Source organism: Halorussus aquaticus, from assembly GCF_024218795.1.
GTDB lineage: Archaea > Halobacteriota > Halobacteria > Halobacteriales > Haladaptataceae > Halorussus > Halorussus aquaticus.
Genome location: NZ_CP100400.1, coordinates 1,462,555 through 1,482,180 on the forward strand (window position 1 = coordinate 1,462,555; position 19,626 = coordinate 1,482,180).

Here is a 19,626-nt window from a genome sequence, read left to right on the forward strand (position 1 = left end):
GTCTACTCGGCCGCGTCCCCGTCGTCAGCGGCCTCCACCTCGTCGTCTTCGTAGGCCTCCTCGTAGCGCTCGACCGCCATCTCGAAGCCCTCCTCGGCGAGTTCGAAGGTCTCGCGCAGGTCCGCGATGGGGGTCTCGGTCGCGTCCACGCGGAGGTCGTCGTAGTACGGTTCCATCTCGCGGTCCTCGGTGGTCTCCACGAGCAGGGCCGCGCTCTGGACGTGGAGCTCCTCGCGCTTGTCCCCGCCCTCGGCGTGGCCCGCTTCGAGGGCGTCCACGAGTCGCTCCGCGAGGGGTGCGTCGGGGTCGTCTCGCGTCTCCGCGCTCGACGTTTTCGCGCCGCGAGGCGGCGCTCGCCTCGTAGGCGTCGGCGACCGCTTCGACGACGGATTCGCCGGTCAGCAGGTTCCCGGCGACGGTGTAGTTCTCCCCCTCGACGTGACCGTACCAGTCCTTGCACTCCTCGCCCGAGAAGGCGAAGGTGCTCTCGGCATCGACTCCGTGGAGTTGGCGCTGGGGCGCGCCCTCGTCGGCGTTGAGCAGGGCTTGCAGGGCGTCTTCGACGGCGAGACCGTCGTCGAGGTACTCGACGCCCTTCCGGCCGAGTTCGACGTTGACGAGGCTCTGGGTCGCGACCGCACCGCTCTCGCTGGCGAACGGACAGAGCGTCCCGACCGCGGGCAGACGGGTCGTGACCGCCACGCCGAATCTGGTCTGGTCGTCGCCGTCGTCGTCCTCGTACTCCTCGCGGACGCAGATGCTGAACGTCATACTCCGACGGAGAACGCGACGCGGCAAAAAGTTCGGTCTTGCGGAAGGTCGCGCCGCACCGTCGCACCTGCCGGGACCGGACGCCGACCGCGGAAACGTGGCGCGGGTTCTTCGGACCGCTCTCGCGCGCTCTACTGGACTTCGACGGTGAAGTCGTTGACCTCGCCGTACTCGCCCGTGGCCGAGGGACCGGCGAAGTCGTTCCAACTCAGACGGACTCGAACGAGCGTCTGGCCGGTCGGGGCGTCGCTCGGCACGTCCACCGTCGCCGTGTAGGTGGACGTGTCGTCGCTCACGTTCGACATTATCCGGGTCTCGGTCGCGGTGGACCAGTCCTCGTTCTGGTCCCAGTCCACGTAGACGTTGGCGTAGTGGCTGTCGTACCCGCCGTCCGAGTAGTCGAGCGAGATGTCGAACGAGCCACCCGGACTGACCGTGATGGGACCCGCGCAGGTGAAGTCCTCGTAGGCGTTGTCGGCCGAACTCTTCGAGAACTGCCCCCCGAATCCCACGGTGTCGATGTTCTCGGCACCGCTCGACCCGGTTCCGGCGGGCCACTTGGTGGCGTCGAGGCAGTCGCCGCCACCGCCGCCGCCGTCACCGTTGACTGCGGCCTCCACGTCGAGCAGGCCGTACCCCTGCTCGTTGCTGGCGAGACCGATGTCCTCGGCCGTCTGCTGGAGCGTGCTTCGGGTCTCGGTGTTGGTCGCGCCGTTAGCCATGAGTTGGGCACCCGCGCCCGAGACGTGGGGGCAAGCCATCGAGGTGCCCGATAGGGTGTTGTACCCACCGTCGTTGTAGGTCGAGTAGATGCTCCCGCCGGGCGCGGCGAGTTCGACCTCCGGACCGGTCGAGGAGAAACTCGACAGCGAGTCGTCGCTCTCGGTCGAAGAGACCGCCACGGCGTTGCTGTAGGCGGCGGGATAGCCCACGCAGTCCGAACACGGACCGGAGTTCCCCGCGGACGAGACTACGAGGACGCCGTTGTTGTACGCGTAATCGACGGCGTCCTTGATGGTGGACGACCCCGAACTCCCGCCGAGGCTCAGACTGGCGACGTCGTAGCCCTGGTTGGCGGCCCACTCGATGCCCGCCGCGACGTTCGAGAACGACCCGCTCCCGCTGTCGTCCAGCACCTTCCCCGCGTGGAGGGTGGCCTCGGTCGAGACGCCGACGACGCCCTCGGAGTTGTTGACCCCGTCGGCGATACCGGCACAGTGGGTACCGTGGCCGTTGCCGTCCTCCCACGACCCCTTGCCGCTGAAGTCCTTGCCGGTGCCGAGGTTGGCCTGCAGGTCGGGGTGGTCGGAGTCGATGCCCGTGTCGAGGATGGCGATGTCCGCACCGTTGCCGGTCTCGCCGTTGGAGTGGACCACGTCGGCGTCCACGCGGTCGATACCCCACGGCAGGGTCTGGGCGTGGGCGTGAACGGTTCCGTTCCGCTCGACGTAGCGCACGCCCTTGCGCCTTTCGAGCGCCTTCGCGGCCTTCGCCGACGCGCGGATGGTCACGACGTCGAGCGAACCGAACTCCCGGACCACGCCGCCCGCGGCGCTGAGTGCGGCCCTGCGAGCGTCGTCGCCGCGGAACCCGACGTTGACCTCGACTCTCCCAGTCGCACCGGCGAGACTGGCCACTCCGGTCGCCGCGACCGACCCGCCAGCCATCTTTAGTACGTTGCGCCTCGAAACTCCGTTGTCATTCTCTGGCATGCATAAGATACAAGAGGTTTCTGCCACTTAATAATTTTCTAGAGTAGATTTAATTAAATTAGGAATGCAATCTCTCGGTTCAAGTCGCGAATCACGGCGATAGGGGTCGGTTCGTCTAGGGTAGTCCGACGACAGAATTGCGGAAACGATTCGGCGAACGCCGTTCAGGCCGAGACGGTCTCGGTCCGACTGGCGGTGTTGCCCTGCGAGTCCGTGACGGTGACGGTCACGTCGTAGGAACCGCTGCCCTTCTTCTCCTGCAGTCGGTCCGACCCGGACGCGCTGGAACCGCTGACCGACGTACTCGACGAATCGACCGTCGAAGACTGGGTCAGCGTGAGGTCGACAGCGGCGAGGTCGCCGTCGGCGTCCGAGACGCTCCAACTGACCTCGAAGCGCGCCCACCCGCCGTTGCTCCGGTTGTTGATGCCGAGCGAGTCGATAGCCGGGCCGCTGTCCCCGCCCGAACTGCCCGTGGTGAACGTGACGCCGCTCCCGGTGTCGGTGTCGCCGTCGCTGGCGTTCGCGACCGCGCGGAAGTCGTAGTCCGTACCGCCGCTGAGACCGGACACGTCCGCGCTGAAGCTCCCGGTCGCCGAGAGGGTCTGGGTACTCGTCGTGCTGTCGAGCGACGTGCCGCTCTCGCCGTACTCGAAGTACACGTCGGCCGAGGACGCGCCGCCGAGGTCCGTCAGGTCGCCGCTCAGCGTGGCCGACGACGTCCCGACGTTCGAGGCGCTCCCCGTCGATACAGCGACGCTCGGGTCGCTCCCGCCGCCGCCGAGCGCGGCTTCCACGTCGAGCAGGCCCGACCCGGACTCGTTCGACGCGAGACCGATATCCTCGGCCGTACTCGTCAGCGTGTCGCGCGCCTCGGAGTTGGACGCGCCGTCGGCCATCAACTGACCGGCCGCGCCCGCGACGTGCGGACAGGCCATCGAGGTGCCCGAGAAGGTGTCGTAGCCGCCGGGAATCGTCGAGTAGATGCCCCCGCCGGGTGCCGCGATTTCGACCTCCGGACCGGTCGAGGAGAAACTCGACAGGCTGTCGTCGCTGTCGGTGGACCCGACCGCGATTACTTCGGAGTAGGCCGCGGGGTAGCCGACGCAGTCCGAACACGGACCGGAGTTGCCCGCCGCCGCGACCACCAGCACGCCGTTCCTCTGGGCGTACTGCACCGCGTCGTGGAGCGTGGACGACCCGGAACTTCCCCCGAGACTCAGGCTGGCGACGTCCCAGCCTTGGTCGGCGACGTACTCGACGCCCGCCGCGATGTCCGAGTACGTCCCGCCGCCGCCGGAGTCCAGCACCTTCACGGCGTGGAGCGTGGCCTCGGTCGAGACGCCGACGACGCCCTCGGTGTTGTCGACCGCGTCGGCGATGCCCGCGCAGTGGGTACCGTGGTCGTTGTCGTCGTCCCACGACTGGTTACAGCCGTTGCACGTGACGAACGCCTCGCCGGTGCCGAGGTTGTCCTGCAGGTCGGGGTGGTCGGAGTCGATGCCCGTGTCGAGGATGGCGATGTCCGCACCGTTACCGGTGTCGCCGTTGGAGTGGGCCACGTCGGCGTCCACGCGGTCGATGCCCCACGGCAAGGTCTGGGCCAGCGCGTGCATCCGACCGTTCCGCTCGACGTAGCGGACGTTGGGATTCGATTCGAGCGCTTTCGCCGCCTGCTGGGGCATGCGGAGCGTCAGCGCGTCGATGGAACTGAACTCCCGGACCGTCTCGTCGGCCTCGGCGAGCGCCATCTGGCGGCCGCGCTCGGAGGCGAACCCGACGTTGACCTCGACCTGCCCGCTCGCGGTCCCGAGATCCGCCGTCCCCGCCGCCGCGACCGAACTCCCCGCTACCTTCAGGACGTTGCGCCTCGAAAGTCCGTTGTGATTATCTAGCATCTTCAGGAAACATACGTGGTTCTATGTTAAGTGTTTCCATAATACGAATAATATTATATGTCCAGTAGATTATTTTACCTGTCGGGAATCGAGACACGACCGACTCCGTCTGACGTAAGAACTATACGGTCTCGCTCGGCCCATTCCCCTATGGGCTTCATGAGCAAAATTCTCGGCGACCGCGACGCACACACCGCCGAGGACTACGTGGAACTCAACCTCGACGATTTCGACACGGCGTCGAGCGACGCCGCGATGCAGGTCCACATCGCCGAGATACAGGGCCAGCAGGACGTAATCGCCATCAAGGACGCTATCTACGACGGCGACCTCGTCGTCGCCGACATCACGCGTCTCCGAACCGAGGACACCACGGTCGAACGCATCACCAACGAACTCCAGCAGGTCGCCCGCGAGGTGGACGGCGACATCGTCCAGAAGGGCGACGACCAGATTCTCGTCACCCCGACCGGCGTGAAGGTCAGTCGGGAGAAACTCACGCGCTGACGCCCCTGCTTCTACTGCAACGCCCGCTCTACGCTACTCGCCACGCTCCGCGCCTTCTCGGCCAGTTCCGCCGAGACGTGTCCGACTTCGACGGCCGCGTCGAGTTCGTCGTCGTCCACGCGCTCGACCGCGCCCTCGGGTGACTTCACCACGTCCACGTGGAGGTCCACGTAGCGCGCGGCGTCGGGGAACAGTTCGACCGGGGTGCAGACGTTGACGTACGTTCCTTTCTTCTCGCCGTCCTCGCCCCGGTAGACCGTGGGGTACCACCACCGACCCTCGCGGAACTTGGTGACCGCCACGTCGCCCGCTTCGCGGGGCGTCCCCAACGCGTCGTAGGTTCCGCGGCCGGACATCTCGCGCCGGACCGTGGCCTTCCCCTCAGCGGGTTCGAACTCGGTGACCTCGCCCCGGCCGAGCGAGAAGCACCGGCCGTCGGGCTTGCCGTGGCGGATTTCGAGTCGGTCGCCCTCCGCGGGACCGAACTGTCGGAGCGTCGCGCCCACGGGAAACTCGTCGTCCGCGTCGCCGCTCGCCGCGCCCACGTCCGCCCAGAGGTCCTCCACGAAATCGACGGCGGTACTGGCCGAGTCGTGGGCGGCCTTCACCCGGTGGTGGCCCGGCATGGTGGTCGTGACGGCCCGGCGCTCGGCGTCCACGGCGAACCGGGACTCCCGGCCGAACCAGAGCCACTCCGTCGCCTCGGGCGCGGCGAGTCGCCGCGGGAGGTCGCCCCTGTCGGCGTCCTCCGGCGAGTCGGGGGCGTCCGCGAGCGCGGCGTCGATGGCCTCGGCCCGAGAGACCGCTTTCCCGAGGGCGTCGTCCATCGCGGTCAGACCCGCGTCCTCGGCGGCGTACTCCCAGCGGATGCCCCAGTCGTCGGGCACCTCGGTCGAGAGCATCTCGGTCGTCCGCGCGAGTTCGGTCCGGGTCGCGTCGTCGCCTCGGGCGACCACCTTGTCGACGCCCTTCGAGAGGCTGACGACGCCGCCGAACGCCTGTATCTCGGTGTCGAGGTCGGGTCGGCGGTCGGCCCACGGCGCGACGGGGTCGCGGACTTGCACCCGGACGCGGTCGCCCTCGTCGATTCGGCGGTCGGTCGCCCCGAACGAGAGGTAGCCCTCGCGGTCGCCGAGGTCCACGACAGCGCCGCCGCCGAGGGTGTCGGTGACGACGGCGTCGAAGACGGCCCCGCGCGGGGTCGGGTCCGACCACCGGAACGTGTCGATGCCGAGGTCGGCGAGGTCGTCTGTGACCGCCTCGACCGCCTCGGGGTCGCCGACGATCCCCACGCCCTGCCGGTCGTCGGTGGTCTCGACGCTGGCGTCGTACTCCTCGCCGGAGAACGTCGCGTCGAAGCGCCGCCGGATGGGCGGGGAGGCCTGCACGACGTCGAACGCCTCGCGGAGGCGTTCGGTCAGCGCGGTGGTGTAGATACCGCGAATCCGGACGTTGCTCATAGCTCCTCGCGGGCGGTGGCGAACCGGACTCGCTCGTGAACCGTCGGACCGAGGGTCAACTCGACCACCTCGTCGCTCAGCACTCGGCCGCCCTCGACGTAGACGCCCCACGAGTCGAACCGAAGCCACCCGCGAACGTCCTCGCTGTGCGTGAACAGGTCGGCGTACTCGACCGCGTGTTCGGGGTACTCGTCGGTGCTGTGGGTCAGGTCCATGTCGGAGTAGACGACCTCGCGGTCCTCGAAGAACGACTCCAACTGTTCGGCCGTGCGTTCGGCGTCCGCCGTCGCGGCGTCGGCCGCCTCTCGAAGCGTCTCCTCGGAGACGCCGGCGTCGCGGAGCGCCCGGCGCACGCGGGGGTCGAGGCTCATACGAGAACGGTCGGGCGGCGGTCCCTTCGGTGTAGCGATTCGGGCGAGAAGAGACGGTGTCGGTCGCAGTCGTCCGGTCTCAGTCGTCGGCGGGCACGGTGCCGGTCCAGTTGGCGTCGGTCGTCGCGCTCGTCCCTTCGAGTTCGGGCATCTCGCGTTCCTCCTCGGTCGGGTCCTCGGCTTGGGCCGTCTCGTCTGTCGCGTCGTTGTCGTCGGCGCTCGGCGGTGCTGTGTACAGGATTCCTCGGCTCTCACTTCGGTACGTCATCTTGTTGAACTCTCTGGTCGGTTCAGGGTGTTAAGCGTTCCCCTGCCAGTCTTAATGGTGTATAATCACAATTAAGGCGTCAAAGGTGAATCGGGAGCCAGATAATTGGTTCTGGAATTCGTAGCCTCCCGCGATGGAAGATGAACGCGACCCGATAGAAGAAGGTGCGACCGACTCCGCGGACCTCTACGACGTCGCCACGTGGGAGTCCCGGAGTTCGCTCGACAGGATAGCAGGCGGCGTCCACCGCTGGGGTCGCCGCCTCGGTCGTATCGTCGTCGTTCTGCTCGCGCTGGCCATCCTCGCCGCCCAGTTCGTGCTGACCGGACTGGCGTCCGTCAGGGACCCGATAATCGGCGCGTTCGTCCTCATGTCGGTCGTCCCGGCGTTCGGACTCGCGGCCTACATCTGGTACGCCGACGTGACGACCTCCGAACCGCTCTCCTTACTGGTCGCCACGTTCTTACTGGGCGTGCTGTTCGCCGGGTTCGCGGCCATCATCAACACGCTCGCGGGCGTCGTCACCCTCGTCCCGGTCGTCGGCATGGCGCTGTTCTTCTATCTGGTCGTCGCGCCGGTCGAGGAGTTCGTGAAGTGGTTGGCCATCCGACTCTACGCCTTCCGGAGCGACCGGTTCGACGCGGTCGTCGACGGCGCGGTGTACGGCGCGATGGCGGGACTCGGCTTCGCCACCATCGAGAACGCCATCTACATCACCCAGAGCATCACCGACGTGAGCACCATCGGTCAACAGCAGATAGCGTCGGCGGGCCAGACCGCCGCGGTTCGCCTGCTGGCCGGGCCGGGTCACGTCATCTACTCGGCGTTCGCGGGCTACTACCTCGGACTCGCCAAGTTCAACCGCGAGAACGCCGGTCCCATCGTGGTCAAGGGCCTGCTCATCGCCGCGTTCATCCACGCGACCTACAACACGCTGGTCACGTACCTCGAACCGATACTCGACCTCTTGGGAATCGGCGTCGCACCCGGACTCGCGTTCATCGGCTTCATCGTGGTGTACGACGGCGTCTTCGGCTACCTGCTCTACCGGAAACTCGCGCGCTACCGGAACGCCTACCGGCAAATCGACATGGGGACGAGCGTCTCCTTCGAGGACGGCGTCGAACGCGACCGCGCCGACTTCGAGGAGTCGGCCGACGGAGTCGGCGACTTCGAGACCTCCGAGGAGACTGCAGAACGTCGGCGCGCCGACCGTGACCGCAGCGACGACGAGTACGCCGAGAGCCGACCCACCGAGCGACGATACTCCGACGACGACTCCGAGTAGTCGGGCGAAGACGGGGCGAATCGGCGTCTGTTCTCCGCTTCCGAAACGAGACTCGTTCGACACACAACTGCGTTCGACCCACTCACACTCGGCGCGCTACGTCGTGGCGCGAGGCGACTACTCGCCAGCGGTCACTGTTCGGGCGCGTCGAGAACGCCTTCTGTCTTCGCGTTCTCGACCTCGAACCCCGCGTCGTCCAGCAGTCGCTCGGCGTACTTCGCGATAACGTCCACTTCGAGGTGGACCGCGTCGCCCGGTTCCTTCTCCGAGAGGTTGGTCACGGCGCGGGTCTCCGGGATGATGGCGACCGAGAAGGTGTCCTCCCCGCGCTCGGCCACGGTGAGGCTGATGCCGTCCACGGCGACCGACCCCTTGTCCACGACGTACTTGCCGAAGCCCTCGGGGATGGCGAACTCGTACTCCCAGTCCTCTCCGACCTCGCGCACCTCCGTGACTTTCGCGGTGGTATCGACGTGACCCTGTACGACGTGGCCGTCGAACCGGCCGTCGGCGGGCATCGCGCGTTCGAGGTTCACCGGGTCGCCGACCTCGATATCGCCGAGGTACGTCTTGTCCACCGTCTCGCTGGCGAGGAACACCTCGAACCAGTCCTGCTCGAACTCCTCGACCGTCAGGCAGACGCCGCTGACGCTGATGCTCTGGCCGCGTTCGAGGTCCCCGGTCACGTCCTCGCCCGCGATGCGGAGGCGTCGGCCCTCGTCGGTCACGGTCACGTCGCGCACCTCGCCCGCCTCCTCAACGATTCCGGTAAACATACCAGATTTGTGGGGCCGGTCGGATGAAAAACGTTCCGGAGTCTGCAGTCCAGAGCGAACGACGATGGTCCCTGTCGCGGACTCCGACCCTTCGGACTCGACTCCGGACCCGTCGAACCGCGCCCGCGGGATTTTTGACGGCCGGGCCGGAACCACCGGGTGATGAGTAAACCGGGCATCCTCGGCACGCTTCAACTCGCGGCGACGCTCGTGTTCGCGCTCCCCGTCGGTCTGCTCGGCGTCCAGTTCCTCGCGAACGGTCGAACGCTGCTCGGCGGCGGGTTCGTCGCCGTGGCGGTCCTGATGGTCGTCCTAGAAGAGTACCTGACGACGCCAACGGACGTTCCGGGCGCGGTGGCCGAGAAGACCATCGGCAAAGTGGCCAAGACGCCCGACGACGAGGAGTGACCCAGCGGACCGACGGCGGACGTTCGCGGTCTACAGGCTTATACGTACGAGCGCGCTAATTTATGCCATGGTCTGTTTCCACTGCGGTGACAAGATAGACCGGACGACCGAACACTTCGAACTCCACCACCACCAGTCGGGGTCCGACCCCATCCTACAGCACCGGTTCTGCTCGCGCGAGTGCCTGAACGAGTACCACCCCAAGTAGCACTGAGTCCCGGACAGCATCGAGAACTATAGAGAACGAACACGTCGAGAACTGCTTCGCACCCGGTGTCGTCCGGGTTGACCGTTGCGCTGCACTCCCCCGTCTCCCGCGGCGGCGAGGATTGACGACCCGCCGACTACGTGTCGGAGTCGGTCGCCTCTCTGTCACCGCCGTCGGCGACGGTCGGTTTCGACTGGAACTCCGATTCGTCGTCGAACTCCGAGTCCTCCTCGAACTCCGATTCGTCGTCAGATTCCGACTCCGCGCCGAACTCCGACTCCGCACCGAACTGCCGGTCGGTCGAGGCGGCGTCTTCGTCCACGTCGAACTCGTCCACGAGTTCCTTGAGCGAGTCGGCGGAGTCCGAGACCGTCTCGACGTTCCGCGACACGTCGTTGATGGCCGCGGTCTGCTCTTGGGTCGCAGACGAGACGGAACTCGCCTCGGCGGCGGTCTGTTGGCTCACGCTGGAGACCTCGTCCACCATCGCCACCACTTCCTCGGTGGAGACCGCTTGGTCCTCGGCGGCGTCGGAAATCTCCTCGACGCCGTGTTCGGCCTCCTGTATCGCTCCGGCGATGTCGTCGAACATCTCGATGGCGTCGGCGATGGTCGCGGACCCGGTCTCGACGCGCTGTTGCATCGAGCGCATGTCGCCGACCGTCTCGTCGGTGTGCGACTGAATCTCGTCGATGAGGCTCTCGACCTCCTCGGTCGCGTCACCGGCCTCGTTCGCCAGCGTCTTTATCTCGTCCGCCACGACCGCGAACCCTTCTCCGGCCTCGCCCGCACGTGCGGCCTCGATGGAGGCGTTGAGCGCGAGCAGGTTGGTCTGCTCGGCGATGTCGGTTATCAACTGGACGATGTCGTTTATCTCCTCTATCTGGGTCTCCAGACTCTCGACCTGTTCGACGGCGGTGTCGGCCTCCGACTCGATGGCCGAAATCTCCGCGGTCGCGTCGGCGGCGTGCTCGCGGCCTTGGTCGGCGAGGTCCACCGCCTCGTTGGCGGTCTCGACCACGCCGTCGGCCGACGAGGCGACCTCCTCGATGGTGGCCGACAGGTCGTTCATCTCGCTCGCCGCGGCCTGTAGCTGTTCGGTCTGCTGTTCCGCACCGAACGCGATCTCCTCGACCGATTCGGCGGTCTCCTGACTCGCGGCCTCTATCTGCTGGGCGCTCGTCGCGGTCTCGTCGCTCACGCGTGCGAAGCGGTCGGCGAACTCCTTGACCTCGGCCAGACTGCTCTCGATCTCGGTCAGTCCGGCGTCCAAGTCGGCCATCACCTCGCCGTACTGGCCCGGCAGTTCCGCGTCCACGTCTTGGTCGAGCGTTCCCTCGCGCAACTGCTCGCTGGCGTCCTGAATCCGGTCGAAACTCGCCCCGAGTTGTTCGACGCCGGTTTCGAGGTCCGCGAGGACCGCGCCGTACTCGCCGGGGAGGTCGGTATCGACCGTCTGGTCGAGGCGACCCTCCCGTATCTGTTGGCTGGTCCGGCGAATCTCGTCGAACCCGACCTGTAGCTTCTCGATTCCCTCGTCGATGTCGGTCATTATCGCGCCGTACTCGCCGGGGAGGTCGGTGTCGACCTCTTGGTCGAGCGTCCCTTCGCCGAGGTTCTCGCTGACGGCCTGCAGTTCCGCGACCTGCGTTCGGAGGTTCCCCTGCATCTCGTCGAACGCCTCCACGAGTTCCCCGATTTCGTCGTCGGACGCGTCGATGTCGGTCTCCTCGTCGAAGCGGCCTTCCGCGAGCGCGGTCGCTCGGTCCCGAATCTGCTCGATGGGCGTCGAGAAGTACTCCGCCGCCTTGTAGCCCAGTCCCACGACGGCCACGATGAGACCCGCGATGAGCAGGAGGATGAAGTTCCGAGCGGAGGTCGTCCGGTCGCTCAGGTCCTGACCCAGCGCGGCGGCCGGTGCCTTCACGTCGCTCTCGGGCACCGTGCCGAGTAGCGCGAACTGCTTATCGCCGAACTGGAGCGGGGCGTACGACACGTAGTAGCGGCTCTCGTTGCCGTTCTCGGTCTTGGTGTACGTGCTGAGTCCCGTCTGGCCCGCCAGTATTCGCTCGTCGGCCAGCGTGGCCAACGACCCTCCGTAGGACTCCTCGGCGATGTTCGCGTTCGATTCGATCACCGATTGGTCGGGGTGGCTCAGCACCCGACCCTCTTCGTTCACGATGGTCAGGTGACCGGTTTCGCCGACCGTGACGTGGTTCGTCATCGCGGTGAGGATGCTGTAGTTGAACCTGAGCGCGACGGTGCCCGCGAACTCGCCGTCGTGGTAGACCGGCGTCGTGATGTACGCCACCTGCTTGCCGCCGACCGACCGCACGTCGCCGAAGTGGACCTCCCCTTTCTCCAAGGACTTCGTCTTGTCGAACCAAGCGGTGTCGGCGTACGAGGTACCGGCGACCGACTCGGTCGTGACCTCGCCCCCGCTGCTGTGCGCTCGGAGGACGCCCTGCCCCTCCTCGTCGGTCATGATAATCTCGTCGTAGGCCCGCACCGACTCGTCGCCGACCGAGACGGTTCTGGTGTTGAGGTAACTCCGGAACGACTCGTTGATTCCGTCACGCGCGTTCTGCACGGCGGCGGTCTGGAGTTCGTAGTAGTAGACGCTGGGCGCGAGCACCCAGTCGAAGTCCTCGTGGTAGGTGTAGGCGATGAACTTGCGTTCCTTCGGGTTGCCCTTCTGGGTGGTGTCCTCCCACTCGTACTCGACGACGCCCCACTCCGACCCGTTTCGGACGGCCGGGTTCGACTCGACGTTCGTCCGGATATCGTCGAAGACGGTCAGCGAGGCGTCGTTCCTGAGGTTGTACCCGTCTTCGAGACTGTGATGGGCGACGATGTTCGAATCGAGGTCGGTCACGTACGCGTATCCCGTGTCGCCGATGTACCCCGGCTGGAACATCTCCGAGAGCGTGCCGCTCGGACGAATCCCGCTCCCGGTCGTGCCCACGATTCTGGTCTCGACTTGGTTCTCGACCTGTCGCTGCTCGGCCGACGAGAGGTCCTCCCAACTCCGGCCGCCGTACTCCTCGTCGAGAATCGTCTGCTTCGTGGTCTCGATGGTGCTGTGCATCTGGAGCGCGGTGTACCCGACTTGCTTCTGACTCTGTCGCTGGATGAGTTCCATCTCACCCGCGCTCGCCGCCTCGTAGTTCTGCACCGAGGTAGACTCCGCCAGCGAGCGGGCGTCCACTCGCCGCACGTCGAGCAGGTTCCCGAACTCCTCGGTCCTCGCCTCGACGGTGCTGTTGAGGTCCTTCGTTATCTGCTGTTCGAGGTGCTTCGAACTCTGTTCCTGCGCGTACGACCCGATATCCTGCATGTTCTGGAGTCCGGCCACACCCACCACCGAAACCGGGACGAGCGAGATGACGAGCAACAGCACGATGAGTTTCGTCCGTATCTTCATCGTTGCTCCTCCGTCCGGCGCGGTTCGACACCCTCGGCGCGACGGTTCGACCGACCGGTGGGCGGACCGCTCCGACCGCAATTTTTGTCAACATGTGTCGTACTGAACGTTGCCATGGCAGTATCACCAAAAACCGTTTATTTAAACGTTGCCACCGGATTTTTAGCTGTGATAATCCGAGAGTTAATTCTCTTTTCCCACCTCACCGATTTAATACGTGTATATGAGGCGACTATCGGCGTACCGTCGTTCGACTCGAATCGTCACCGCTTCAGAAATAGCGACGGTCGCGACCGGCGACCGACTCACTGAGGCGTCGCTTCCGAGACTTCCGCCAGCGCGTCTTCGATGTCCTTCTCGTTGCGTTCGTTGTAGAGCAACACGTCGATGGGGAGCGTCGGCGCGCCGCTGACGAGGTTCTCCATGATGACGAGACGCTCGCGCGCACGCGACATTCCGACGTAGAACACCCGGCGCTCGTTGTCGGTCAGAATCGGGACCGGGTCGGTCGTGGCGGTGAACTCCTCGCCGTCGACTTCGCCGCCCACCGTGGCGGCCATCTGCTCGACCACCTTCTCGGTCAGGTCGGTGCCGACGAACACGTGGTCGGCCTCGCGACCCTTCGCGGAGTGGATGGTGCCGAGGCGCACGCGGTCGGCGTCCATGTCCTGATAGTCGCCTTGGAAGTAGGCCCGCATCGAGTTCTTCTGGAAACTCGTGACCTTCCGGACCATGTCGGCGGCCGAGGCCGGACCGGGCATGAACGGCGCGAAGTCGGTCACGAAGTCGGGTTCGACCTCGATTTCGGCGAGGTCGTCGGTGTCGGCCTCCTCCTTTCGCTCGTCGATGGCGTCGAACAGTTCGTCGCGCTCGTTGGTGCCGAACGCCGAGTCCTGAAGCATGTCTGCGAATCGGCGCGCTTGGAGCGCCGTGATGGGTTCGTCGTCGTCCACCTTCTCGACGGCGTCGACGTACTGCTGGAGGCGGTCGGTCCACATCCGCTGGTCGGTCAGGCACTTGAACGGGATGCCCTCGTCGATGAACTCGTCGATGAACCGGAACATCTGGTACCGCGCCCGGAACAGAATCATCAGCGTGCCGTCGTGTTCCTGCACGGTGTACCGGACGTTCCGGACGAGTTCGAGCATCGACGGGCTATCGACCTGTTCGACCGACCCGCCCTCCTTGCGCGGCGAGAGGTTCTTCTCTTGGCGCTCTTCGATGTGGCGGACCTCCTGTTGGACGACGCGCAGAATCTCGGACGGGAGTCGGTGGGACGTGTCGAGAATCACGTCGTTGCCCTCCTCTTCGAGGAGGAGTTTGGGGTCGGCACCCTGCCACGCGTAGACGACCTGGTCGTCGTCGCCCGCGATGAGGACCTGCTCCATGTGGGGCTTCCACTCCTCGTACACGTCGTACTGGAGGCTGGTGATGTCCTGAAATTCGTCGATGACGAGGTAGTCCACGTTCGGGAGGAGCGACCGCTGGCGCACGCGTTCGAGCATGTCGGCGAACCCGACGAGGTCGTTCTCGCCCTTGTAGTTGCGCCATCCGCGGATGGCCTCGGGCACGTCGAGTCGGTCGTCGTCGCTCGGCCACGTCGGCGTGTACTTGTTGCCCTCTTGGGAGTTCTCGTCTATCTCCGGGGGGAGGCGAACCTCCTCGTCGTTCCACTGGAAGGGAACGTCGTACCAGTCGGCCACGTCGCGACTGGTCCGCTGGAGCCACTGGCTCGTGGCGATTATCTTGTTGCCGAGCGTGGTCGAACGAGCGGTCCGGCGGCCCGCGCCGCTGTACTCGTCCTCGAACTCGATGCCGAACTCCTCACAGAACTCCTTCTTGTCGGACTCGCCGACGACGTCGTTCCGCGAGAGGTCGAGCAGTTCGTAGGCCTTCGCGTGCATCGTACAGATCGACCCCTGCAGCGAGCGGGGGTTGAGGTCGCGTCGCTCGGCGAGACGCTCGCGGACCTCGTTGGCGGCCGCACGAGTGTACGAGACTAGCAGAATATCGTTGACCGTGACGCCCTCCTTGTCGAGTAATCCCTCGACTCGGTCGAGCAACTCTGTAGTCTTCCCGCTCCCCGGTCCACCGAAGAGTCGGGTAACACGTTCTTCCGTGTCTTGGCTCATTACACCAATCACATGGCCCCATCACTCATAAAACGATGTGAATCGGAGTGGCGGTCAGCGTCGGCGGTCGCGCGACTTCGCGCAGATTCGTTACTGACGGAGAAAACGATCTCTCGACGGCGTTACGAGGTGTTCCGCGGCGACCGTGCCTCGCGCACTTCGCTCCCGTCTCGAATCTTGTCTTCGCATTCCGGGCACACTCGCGGGTCGTCTACCTCGCGAGGTGTGAACACTCGCGCGTAGGCGTCCGTCACGAACGAACCGCAGTTCTGACACTCAGGCATTTCTCTTGTGCCACTACGGAAATCTTACACTATATTTCTATCGACACTGTCGTGAGCGACGGTATCCGGCGATTACTGCACCGTTAGGCCGTGAAGACGAGTATCGGCGACGAAACAATAAGATTCCGGTGGTGTTCCCGGATGTGTTCCGAGTCCTCAGGACCGCGACGGCGGACCGCGCGGAGTCGATGCCCAGATATCGTCGCCGTACTGCGAACCGCCACGCGCGGACGAGCGTCGAGATTCGGACTTGGCACGCAGTATCACGCCCGGGGAGAAATCGACGACAACCGTCTCGGACGCGTCAGGCGTCGAAAAATGAGTACACAGTCTGGGACCGATGCGCTGGACGGCAGCGAGACGGGGCGACCGAAACTACGGTCGCCAGCCGCATACCGAACACTCGTTCGCGGACGTATCGTGAAGTCCGCCGCACTCCGGGCACTGTTTCTTGTTGTAGTCCTCCTGCCAGCCGACTGTCTCGGTTTCGTGGCCACGCTCGGACAGGAATTCGTCGAAAACGTCGTCGTCGCCGGTCGGTGCGGTCGCCATACATGGTATGCTAATGCACACCACCCATATAACCGTGTTGGTGTAACAGCCGGATTATAGAGCTATCGAAAGGTCTGATTTCTCGTGTGGGGTGACCTGTCTCCCCGAATAGGCCCTGCTTACCCCCGAACGAGGGCGACGAAGCACGCCGAAAACGAGCGGCCGGACGGCAGGAGTTCGGACTCCGAGCGCTACTCGAACTTCACGCCGACGTCGTGCATTCCCTGATTCTCCACGGCGAGGTTGATGAGTAGCGGCGTCATGCTCTCGACTTCCGCGGCGTTGGCGACCCCGCCCGCCTTCAGCGCGCGGAGACCGTCTATCTGGTCGGCCAACTCGACCACGGTCTCCACCGCGTCGCCGTCGTCACCGACCACGAGCGTATCGAGGTCGAGTTCCACGTCCAGATTGGCGAGTCTGTCTGCCGAGAGGTTGTGGAAGGCCCCGACCACCGGGACGCCCTCGGGCGCGGCGTCGGCGACCAGTTCCGTGACGCTGCCCGCCTTCGGGGGCTTGTAGTGGAACCCCTCCTCGTCGCGGTCCATCCCGACCGCTGGCGAGACCAGTACGTCGGCGTCCTCTATGCGGTCGGCGACCGACTCCACGAGGTCCCGGACGTGGAACGCGGGCACCGCCAGCACCACGACGTCCGCGCGGTCGGCCGCCATCTCGTTGGCGAACCCCTTGACCTCGCACTCGACGCCGACGCTGTCGAGTTCGGTCTCGTACTCGTCGGCCTTGTTGCGGGCCTTCTCCGGGTCGCGGGACCCGACGAGAATCTCGTGGTCGGTGTCTCGCGCCCATCGAAGCGCGAGGGCCTGTCCGATGTCGCCGGTTCCGCCGAGGAGTGCGATTCGCATACCCCGACGTTCGGGGCGGGGCCGGATTAAAGATTCTCACTGCCGCGGACTGTCGGACCGAAACGCCGCCCGAACTCGGTCGTAGCCTCGATTCGCCGCCCGATGTCCAACGGAGAGAGCGACCACTAAGGCGGCGGCCTCCCCGACCGTCTCGACGGCGGAGTCGGGCGCGGCGACGAACTCGACGGCCTCGAACCCGAGGTACGAGACGACGAATATCGAGAGGAAAAAGAGGGTCAGTCGCCCGGCGCTCTCGCTCGGAAAGTCGCCGAGTTGCCCACGGACGTACCAGTCGGCTATCGGGAACCCGACGAACGACGCACCGACGACGTACGGGAGTATCCGGGTAGGATTCGGCGCGAGGAGCGCGCCGAGCAGGTAACTCAGAAAGCCCCCGATGCCGAGCGTCCACGCCGCGCGCTCGACGGTCCGAAGTCTCACGACTCGCTCACCGCCTCGCGGTCTCGGAGTCGTTCGAGTCCGCCGAAGTACGCGAGCCACGCGGCCGAGAGGACCCCAACGAACAGAACCGCCGGTCGGACGCCCGCGGCGAGTTCGGGGCCGACTGCGAACGCCAGTACCCGTAACGCGACGGAGGCGGCGAGGACGACGCCGCCGAAGACGAGATAGCGACGCCACCACGGCGCGACCGACCGGTGGCCGTAGCGATAGACGACCGCGAGCGCGACGAGAAACGCCGGACCGGCGTACAGCGACTGCGCGAACGGGTCCGGCGGGGTGAGAACCGCGCCGAAGCCGAACGAAATCACGAGGGCGTCGGGTACCGCACTCCCGAGTCGGGACCAGTCCATGTCTGATTCGCCGAACTCGAACCCCAAAAAGTCTCCTTACTCCAACAATTCCGGCAGGTCGTTCACGGAGTCGATGACCGCATCCGCGCCCGCCTCCTCGTACTTCCGGCGGCCCGCCTCGCCGGTCAGGCCGCCGGTCAGCACGCCGACGCCGAAGTACTCGCGGTCGGGGTCCTCGTCGGCGGCGTTGCGCGCGGTCCGCACGTCGTCCAGCGTGTCGCCGACGAAGACGACTGAATCGGCGTCATCAGACTGCGTCTGATTGCTCGAAGCGCTATGCGCTTCGGCGTCGAACCGCTTGGCGAGCGTGACGAGTGCGTGCGGGTGGGGCTTGCCCTCCTCCCAGTCGTCCATGGTGAACCGCCGGTCGTCGGGCACGTCGAGACCCGCCCGGCGCTGGGCGATGTCGGCCTCGTCTGCCGGGCGGCCGGTGACGATTCCGAGCGGACGGTCGCCCAGCGCGTCGAGCGTCGCGGCGTCGAGCAGAACCGGTTCGTCGTGGATGAACCCCGGTTCGTCGAGGTCGGGGTCCGCGCCCTCGATGTCGGCGTACAGGTCCGACCCGAGGTAGAGTTGCTGGAACACCTCGCGGAGTCGCTCGGGGTCCCAGTCGGCCCGTGCGCGTTCGCGGGCCGCCTCGCCCAGTGCGTCGTCCACGACGGCCTCGGCGGCGTTCAGACCGTCGGCCGCCTCGGCGTCGTCCGATTCTGCTCGGTGCGCCGCGATTCGGTCCGTGAAGGTCTCCACGTCCGCGTTCAGTCCCTCCCGGCGCGCGAGGACGAACAGCGCCGCAGCGTAGCTCAACTCCCAGTCGTTGTTGAACCCGCCCGCGTTCTTGAACGACTGGATGGCGTCCTTCTCGATGGTGTCGCCGTGGACGCGCTCTATCGACTCCACGATTGCGCGTCGGTAGGAGTCGGCCACGTCCACGACTACCCCGTCGATGTCCAGCACGACCGCGTCTGCTTGCATGCGAGGGGGTAGTGAACCGGCGTTCAAGGGGCTTTCGACGCGACTCCGAGTCCGGCGGGGCCGCCCGTCGGACCCCGACCAGCGACTCGCTAGGGCGGTTCGCCCGACCGCTCTCAGCCGGACTCCTCGGCACCCTTCACCTGCGCGACGTGGCTGAGCGTGACCAGTCCGAGGCCGCCGACGAGATTCCCCGCGGTGACGACGACCGTCGTAACGGCTAGCTCGCCGAGACCGATTTTCGCGCCGAGCAGCATGCCGAAGAAGACGTGGAGTATCGTGACGATGACGTGGTCGAAGGGACCGAGCGTCAGCAGGACGCCGACGACGTACGCGAGCGGGATGCGACTCCCGACGCCGTCCACGGCCTCCAGCATGAACGAGAGCAGTGCCACGAGCGCCCCGCCGGTGACGGCCTTGACGAACTCGGCGGGGATTCGCCGGTGGATTATCTCCTCGGCGGTCCGCGTCAACACGTGGACCGCACCCGGCGTCAGCGCGCCCTCCACGGACAGCAGCCACACGAAGAGACCGCCGCCGACGAGGTTGAGCGCGAAGGTGACCGTCCATAGCCTGAGGAGCGACCTGACCATCCACGAGTCCTCGTCGTCGGCCGCCTTCGCCACCGGGTCGAAGAAGTTCTCGTTGAACAGTTCCGTCCGCCCGACCACGAGGAACACGAGCGCGGGACCGAACGCCAGCGCGCCCGCTATCTTGGCGAGTTCGGGGAACCGCGGCTCGAACGCCCCTTCGACGATGCCCAGCGCGAGCATCCCGAAGACGACGGTGAACCCGGCGATGAAGCTGGTCGAGACCAGTTCGAGCATCGACTGGTCGAGGCGGCGCTCGCCCTCCTCGACTGCCCGCTGGAAGATTTCGGACGGGTCGGGTGCGACGGCCACGCTCTACGGTCGTTCGGAAACCCA

19 protein-coding genes and 1 pseudogene are annotated in these 19,626 nt (G+C 66.0%); 4 read left to right on the forward strand and 16 right to left on the reverse strand.

The window, feature by feature from the left end; genetic code table 11:
- Positions 1 to 2 precede the first annotated feature (2 nt).
- The 3 genes and pseudogenes from NGM06_RS24305 to NGM06_RS07580 form a co-directional block, all read right to left on the reverse strand.
- Positions 3 to 771 (reverse strand): annotated as a pseudogene (locus NGM06_RS24305) (DUF1028 domain-containing protein).
- A 131-nt stretch (positions 772 to 902) separates the two neighbouring features.
- Positions 903 to 2,483, reverse strand: a complete 1,581-nt coding sequence (locus tag NGM06_RS07575) for a S8 family peptidase (RefSeq protein WP_254269685.1) — start codon at positions 2,481 to 2,483, stop codon at positions 903 to 905.
- Between the two features lie 164 nt (positions 2,484 to 2,647).
- Entirely contained in the window at positions 2,648 to 4,381 is a 1,734-nt protein-coding gene (locus NGM06_RS07580; RefSeq protein WP_254269686.1) for a S8 family serine peptidase, read from the reverse strand.
- A 150-nt stretch (positions 4,382 to 4,531) separates the two neighbouring features.
- Here NGM06_RS07580 and NGM06_RS07585 point away from each other — a divergent pair, with 150 nt between their 5' ends.
- Positions 4,532 to 4,888 carry a cell division protein SepF gene (locus NGM06_RS07585; RefSeq protein ID WP_163522563.1) on the forward strand — a complete coding sequence of 119 codons (357 nt, stop codon included), beginning with the start codon at positions 4,532 to 4,534 and terminating at the stop codon, positions 4,886 to 4,888.
- An 11-nt stretch (positions 4,889 to 4,899) separates the two neighbouring features.
- Here NGM06_RS07585 and NGM06_RS07590 read toward each other — a convergent pair whose 3' ends face one another.
- From NGM06_RS07590 to NGM06_RS07600, 3 genes are all read right to left on the reverse strand, one after another.
- Entirely contained in the window at positions 4,900 to 6,348 is a 1,449-nt protein-coding gene (locus NGM06_RS07590) for a ribonuclease FAU-1 family protein (RefSeq protein WP_254269687.1), read from the reverse strand.
- Positions 6,345 to 6,719, reverse strand: a complete 375-nt coding sequence (locus NGM06_RS07595; protein WP_254269688.1) for a DUF7532 family protein — start codon at positions 6,717 to 6,719, stop codon at positions 6,345 to 6,347. The genes NGM06_RS07590 and NGM06_RS07595 overlap by 4 nt, the downstream gene beginning before the upstream one ends.
- Positions 6,720 to 6,798: 79 nt before the next feature.
- Positions 6,799 to 6,987 (reverse strand): hypothetical protein, encoded by a 189-nt coding sequence (locus NGM06_RS07600; protein WP_254269689.1) that lies wholly within the window; start codon positions 6,985 to 6,987, stop codon positions 6,799 to 6,801.
- A 133-nt stretch (positions 6,988 to 7,120) separates the two neighbouring features.
- Here NGM06_RS07600 and NGM06_RS07605 point away from each other — a divergent pair, with 133 nt between their 5' ends.
- Positions 7,121 to 8,275, forward strand: coding sequence for a PrsW family intramembrane metalloprotease (locus NGM06_RS07605; protein ID WP_254269690.1), 1,155 nt, complete (start codon positions 7,121 to 7,123; stop codon positions 8,273 to 8,275).
- Between the two features lie 131 nt (positions 8,276 to 8,406).
- On the opposite strand, the gene NGM06_RS07610 is transcribed toward NGM06_RS07605, so the two are convergent.
- Positions 8,407 to 9,051 carry a riboflavin synthase gene (locus tag NGM06_RS07610; RefSeq protein ID WP_254269691.1) on the reverse strand — a complete coding sequence of 215 codons (645 nt, stop codon included), beginning with the start codon at positions 9,049 to 9,051 and terminating at the stop codon, positions 8,407 to 8,409.
- A 162-nt stretch (positions 9,052 to 9,213) separates the two neighbouring features.
- On the opposite strand from NGM06_RS07610, the gene NGM06_RS07615 reads away from it, so the two are divergent.
- Together NGM06_RS07615 and NGM06_RS07620 are read left to right on the forward strand one after the other, a co-directional pair.
- Positions 9,214 to 9,459 (forward strand): DUF7533 family protein, encoded by a 246-nt coding sequence (locus tag NGM06_RS07615; protein WP_254269692.1) that lies wholly within the window; start codon positions 9,214 to 9,216, stop codon positions 9,457 to 9,459.
- Positions 9,460 to 9,526: 67 nt separating this feature from the next.
- Complete coding sequence (locus NGM06_RS07620; protein WP_254269693.1) at positions 9,527 to 9,667, forward strand: hypothetical protein; 141 nt, start codon at positions 9,527 to 9,529, stop codon at positions 9,665 to 9,667.
- Positions 9,668 to 9,803: 136 nt separating this feature from the next.
- Here the strand turns inward: NGM06_RS07620 and NGM06_RS07625 are convergent, their stop codons facing one another.
- The 9 genes from NGM06_RS07625 to NGM06_RS07660 all read right to left on the reverse strand — a co-directional run bounded on the left by NGM06_RS07625 (position 9,804) and on the right by NGM06_RS07660 (position 19,602).
- Positions 9,804 to 13,091, reverse strand: coding sequence for a methyl-accepting chemotaxis protein (locus tag NGM06_RS07625; RefSeq protein ID WP_254269694.1), 3,288 nt, complete (start codon positions 13,089 to 13,091; stop codon positions 9,804 to 9,806).
- 305 nt (positions 13,092 to 13,396) lie between these two features.
- Positions 13,397 to 15,223 carry a UvrD-helicase domain-containing protein gene (locus tag NGM06_RS07630; RefSeq protein WP_254269695.1) on the reverse strand — a complete coding sequence of 609 codons (1,827 nt, stop codon included), beginning with the start codon at positions 15,221 to 15,223 and terminating at the stop codon, positions 13,397 to 13,399.
- A gap of 122 nt (positions 15,224 to 15,345) precedes the next feature.
- Positions 15,346 to 15,507, reverse strand: coding sequence for a DUF7563 family protein (locus NGM06_RS24455; protein ID WP_438267632.1), 162 nt, complete (start codon positions 15,505 to 15,507; stop codon positions 15,346 to 15,348).
- Positions 15,508 to 15,882: 375 nt separating this feature from the next.
- A complete protein-coding gene (locus NGM06_RS07635; protein WP_254269696.1) occupies positions 15,883 to 16,059 on the reverse strand; it encodes an HVO_0416 family zinc finger protein in 177 nt (58 codons plus the stop codon).
- A 191-nt stretch (positions 16,060 to 16,250) separates the two neighbouring features.
- Positions 16,251 to 16,919 (reverse strand): NADPH-dependent F420 reductase, encoded by a 669-nt coding sequence (gene npdG, locus NGM06_RS07640; RefSeq protein ID WP_254269697.1) that lies wholly within the window; start codon positions 16,917 to 16,919, stop codon positions 16,251 to 16,253.
- Between the two features lie 36 nt (positions 16,920 to 16,955).
- Entirely contained in the window at positions 16,956 to 17,360 is a 405-nt protein-coding gene (locus tag NGM06_RS07645) for a hypothetical protein (protein WP_254269698.1), read from the reverse strand.
- Positions 17,357 to 17,731 (reverse strand): hypothetical protein, encoded by a 375-nt coding sequence (locus NGM06_RS07650; RefSeq protein ID WP_254269699.1) that lies wholly within the window; start codon positions 17,729 to 17,731, stop codon positions 17,357 to 17,359. The genes NGM06_RS07645 and NGM06_RS07650 overlap by 4 nt, the downstream gene beginning before the upstream one ends.
- 36 nt (positions 17,732 to 17,767) lie before the next feature.
- Positions 17,768 to 18,703: a TIGR01548 family HAD-type hydrolase gene (locus NGM06_RS07655; protein WP_254269700.1), complete on the reverse strand. Its 936-nt coding sequence runs from the start codon at positions 18,701 to 18,703 to the stop codon at positions 17,768 to 17,770.
- A gap of 113 nt (positions 18,704 to 18,816) precedes the next feature.
- Entirely contained in the window at positions 18,817 to 19,602 is a 786-nt protein-coding gene (locus NGM06_RS07660; protein ID WP_254269701.1) for a formate/nitrite transporter family protein, read from the reverse strand.
- Positions 19,603 to 19,626: the final 24 nt, after the last annotated feature.

Coding starts and splice junctions, on each gene's coding strand:
- NGM06_RS07630 (WP_254269695.1), bottom strand. CDS start 15,223: ATGAGCCAAGACACGGAAGAACGTGTTACCCGACTCTTCGGTGGACCG.
- NGM06_RS07655 (WP_254269700.1), bottom strand. CDS start 18,703: ATGCAAGCAGACGCGGTCGTGCTGGACATCGACGGGGTAGTCGTGGAC.
- NGM06_RS07635 (WP_254269696.1), bottom strand. CDS start 16,059: ATGGCGACCGCACCGACCGGCGACGACGACGTTTTCGACGAATTCCTG.
- NGM06_RS07625 (WP_254269694.1), bottom strand. CDS start 13,091: ATGAAGATACGGACGAAACTCATCGTGCTGTTGCTCGTCATCTCGCTC.
- NGM06_RS07620 (WP_254269693.1), top strand. CDS start 9,527: ATGGTCTGTTTCCACTGCGGTGACAAGATAGACCGGACGACCGAACAC.
- NGM06_RS07590 (WP_254269687.1), bottom strand. CDS start 6,348: ATGAGCAACGTCCGGATTCGCGGTATCTACACCACCGCGCTGACCGAA.
- NGM06_RS24455 (WP_438267632.1), bottom strand. CDS start 15,507: ATGCCTGAGTGTCAGAACTGCGGTTCGTTCGTGACGGACGCCTACGCG.
- npdG (WP_254269697.1), bottom strand. CDS start 16,919: ATGCGAATCGCACTCCTCGGCGGAACCGGCGACATCGGACAGGCCCTC.
- NGM06_RS07600 (WP_254269689.1), bottom strand. CDS start 6,987: ATGACGTACCGAAGTGAGAGCCGAGGAATCCTGTACACAGCACCGCCG.
- NGM06_RS07580 (WP_254269686.1), bottom strand. CDS start 4,381: ATGCTAGATAATCACAACGGACTTTCGAGGCGCAACGTCCTGAAGGTA.
- NGM06_RS07585 (WP_163522563.1), top strand. CDS start 4,532: ATGGGCTTCATGAGCAAAATTCTCGGCGACCGCGACGCACACACCGCC.
- NGM06_RS07595 (WP_254269688.1), bottom strand. CDS start 6,719: ATGAGCCTCGACCCCCGCGTGCGCCGGGCGCTCCGCGACGCCGGCGTC.
- NGM06_RS07615 (WP_254269692.1), top strand. CDS start 9,214: ATGAGTAAACCGGGCATCCTCGGCACGCTTCAACTCGCGGCGACGCTC.
- NGM06_RS07605 (WP_254269690.1), top strand. CDS start 7,121: ATGGAAGATGAACGCGACCCGATAGAAGAAGGTGCGACCGACTCCGCG.
- NGM06_RS07610 (WP_254269691.1), bottom strand. CDS start 9,051: ATGTTTACCGGAATCGTTGAGGAGGCGGGCGAGGTGCGCGACGTGACC.
- NGM06_RS07575 (WP_254269685.1), bottom strand. CDS start 2,483: ATGCCAGAGAATGACAACGGAGTTTCGAGGCGCAACGTACTAAAGATG.
- NGM06_RS07650 (WP_254269699.1), bottom strand. CDS start 17,731: ATGGACTGGTCCCGACTCGGGAGTGCGGTACCCGACGCCCTCGTGATT.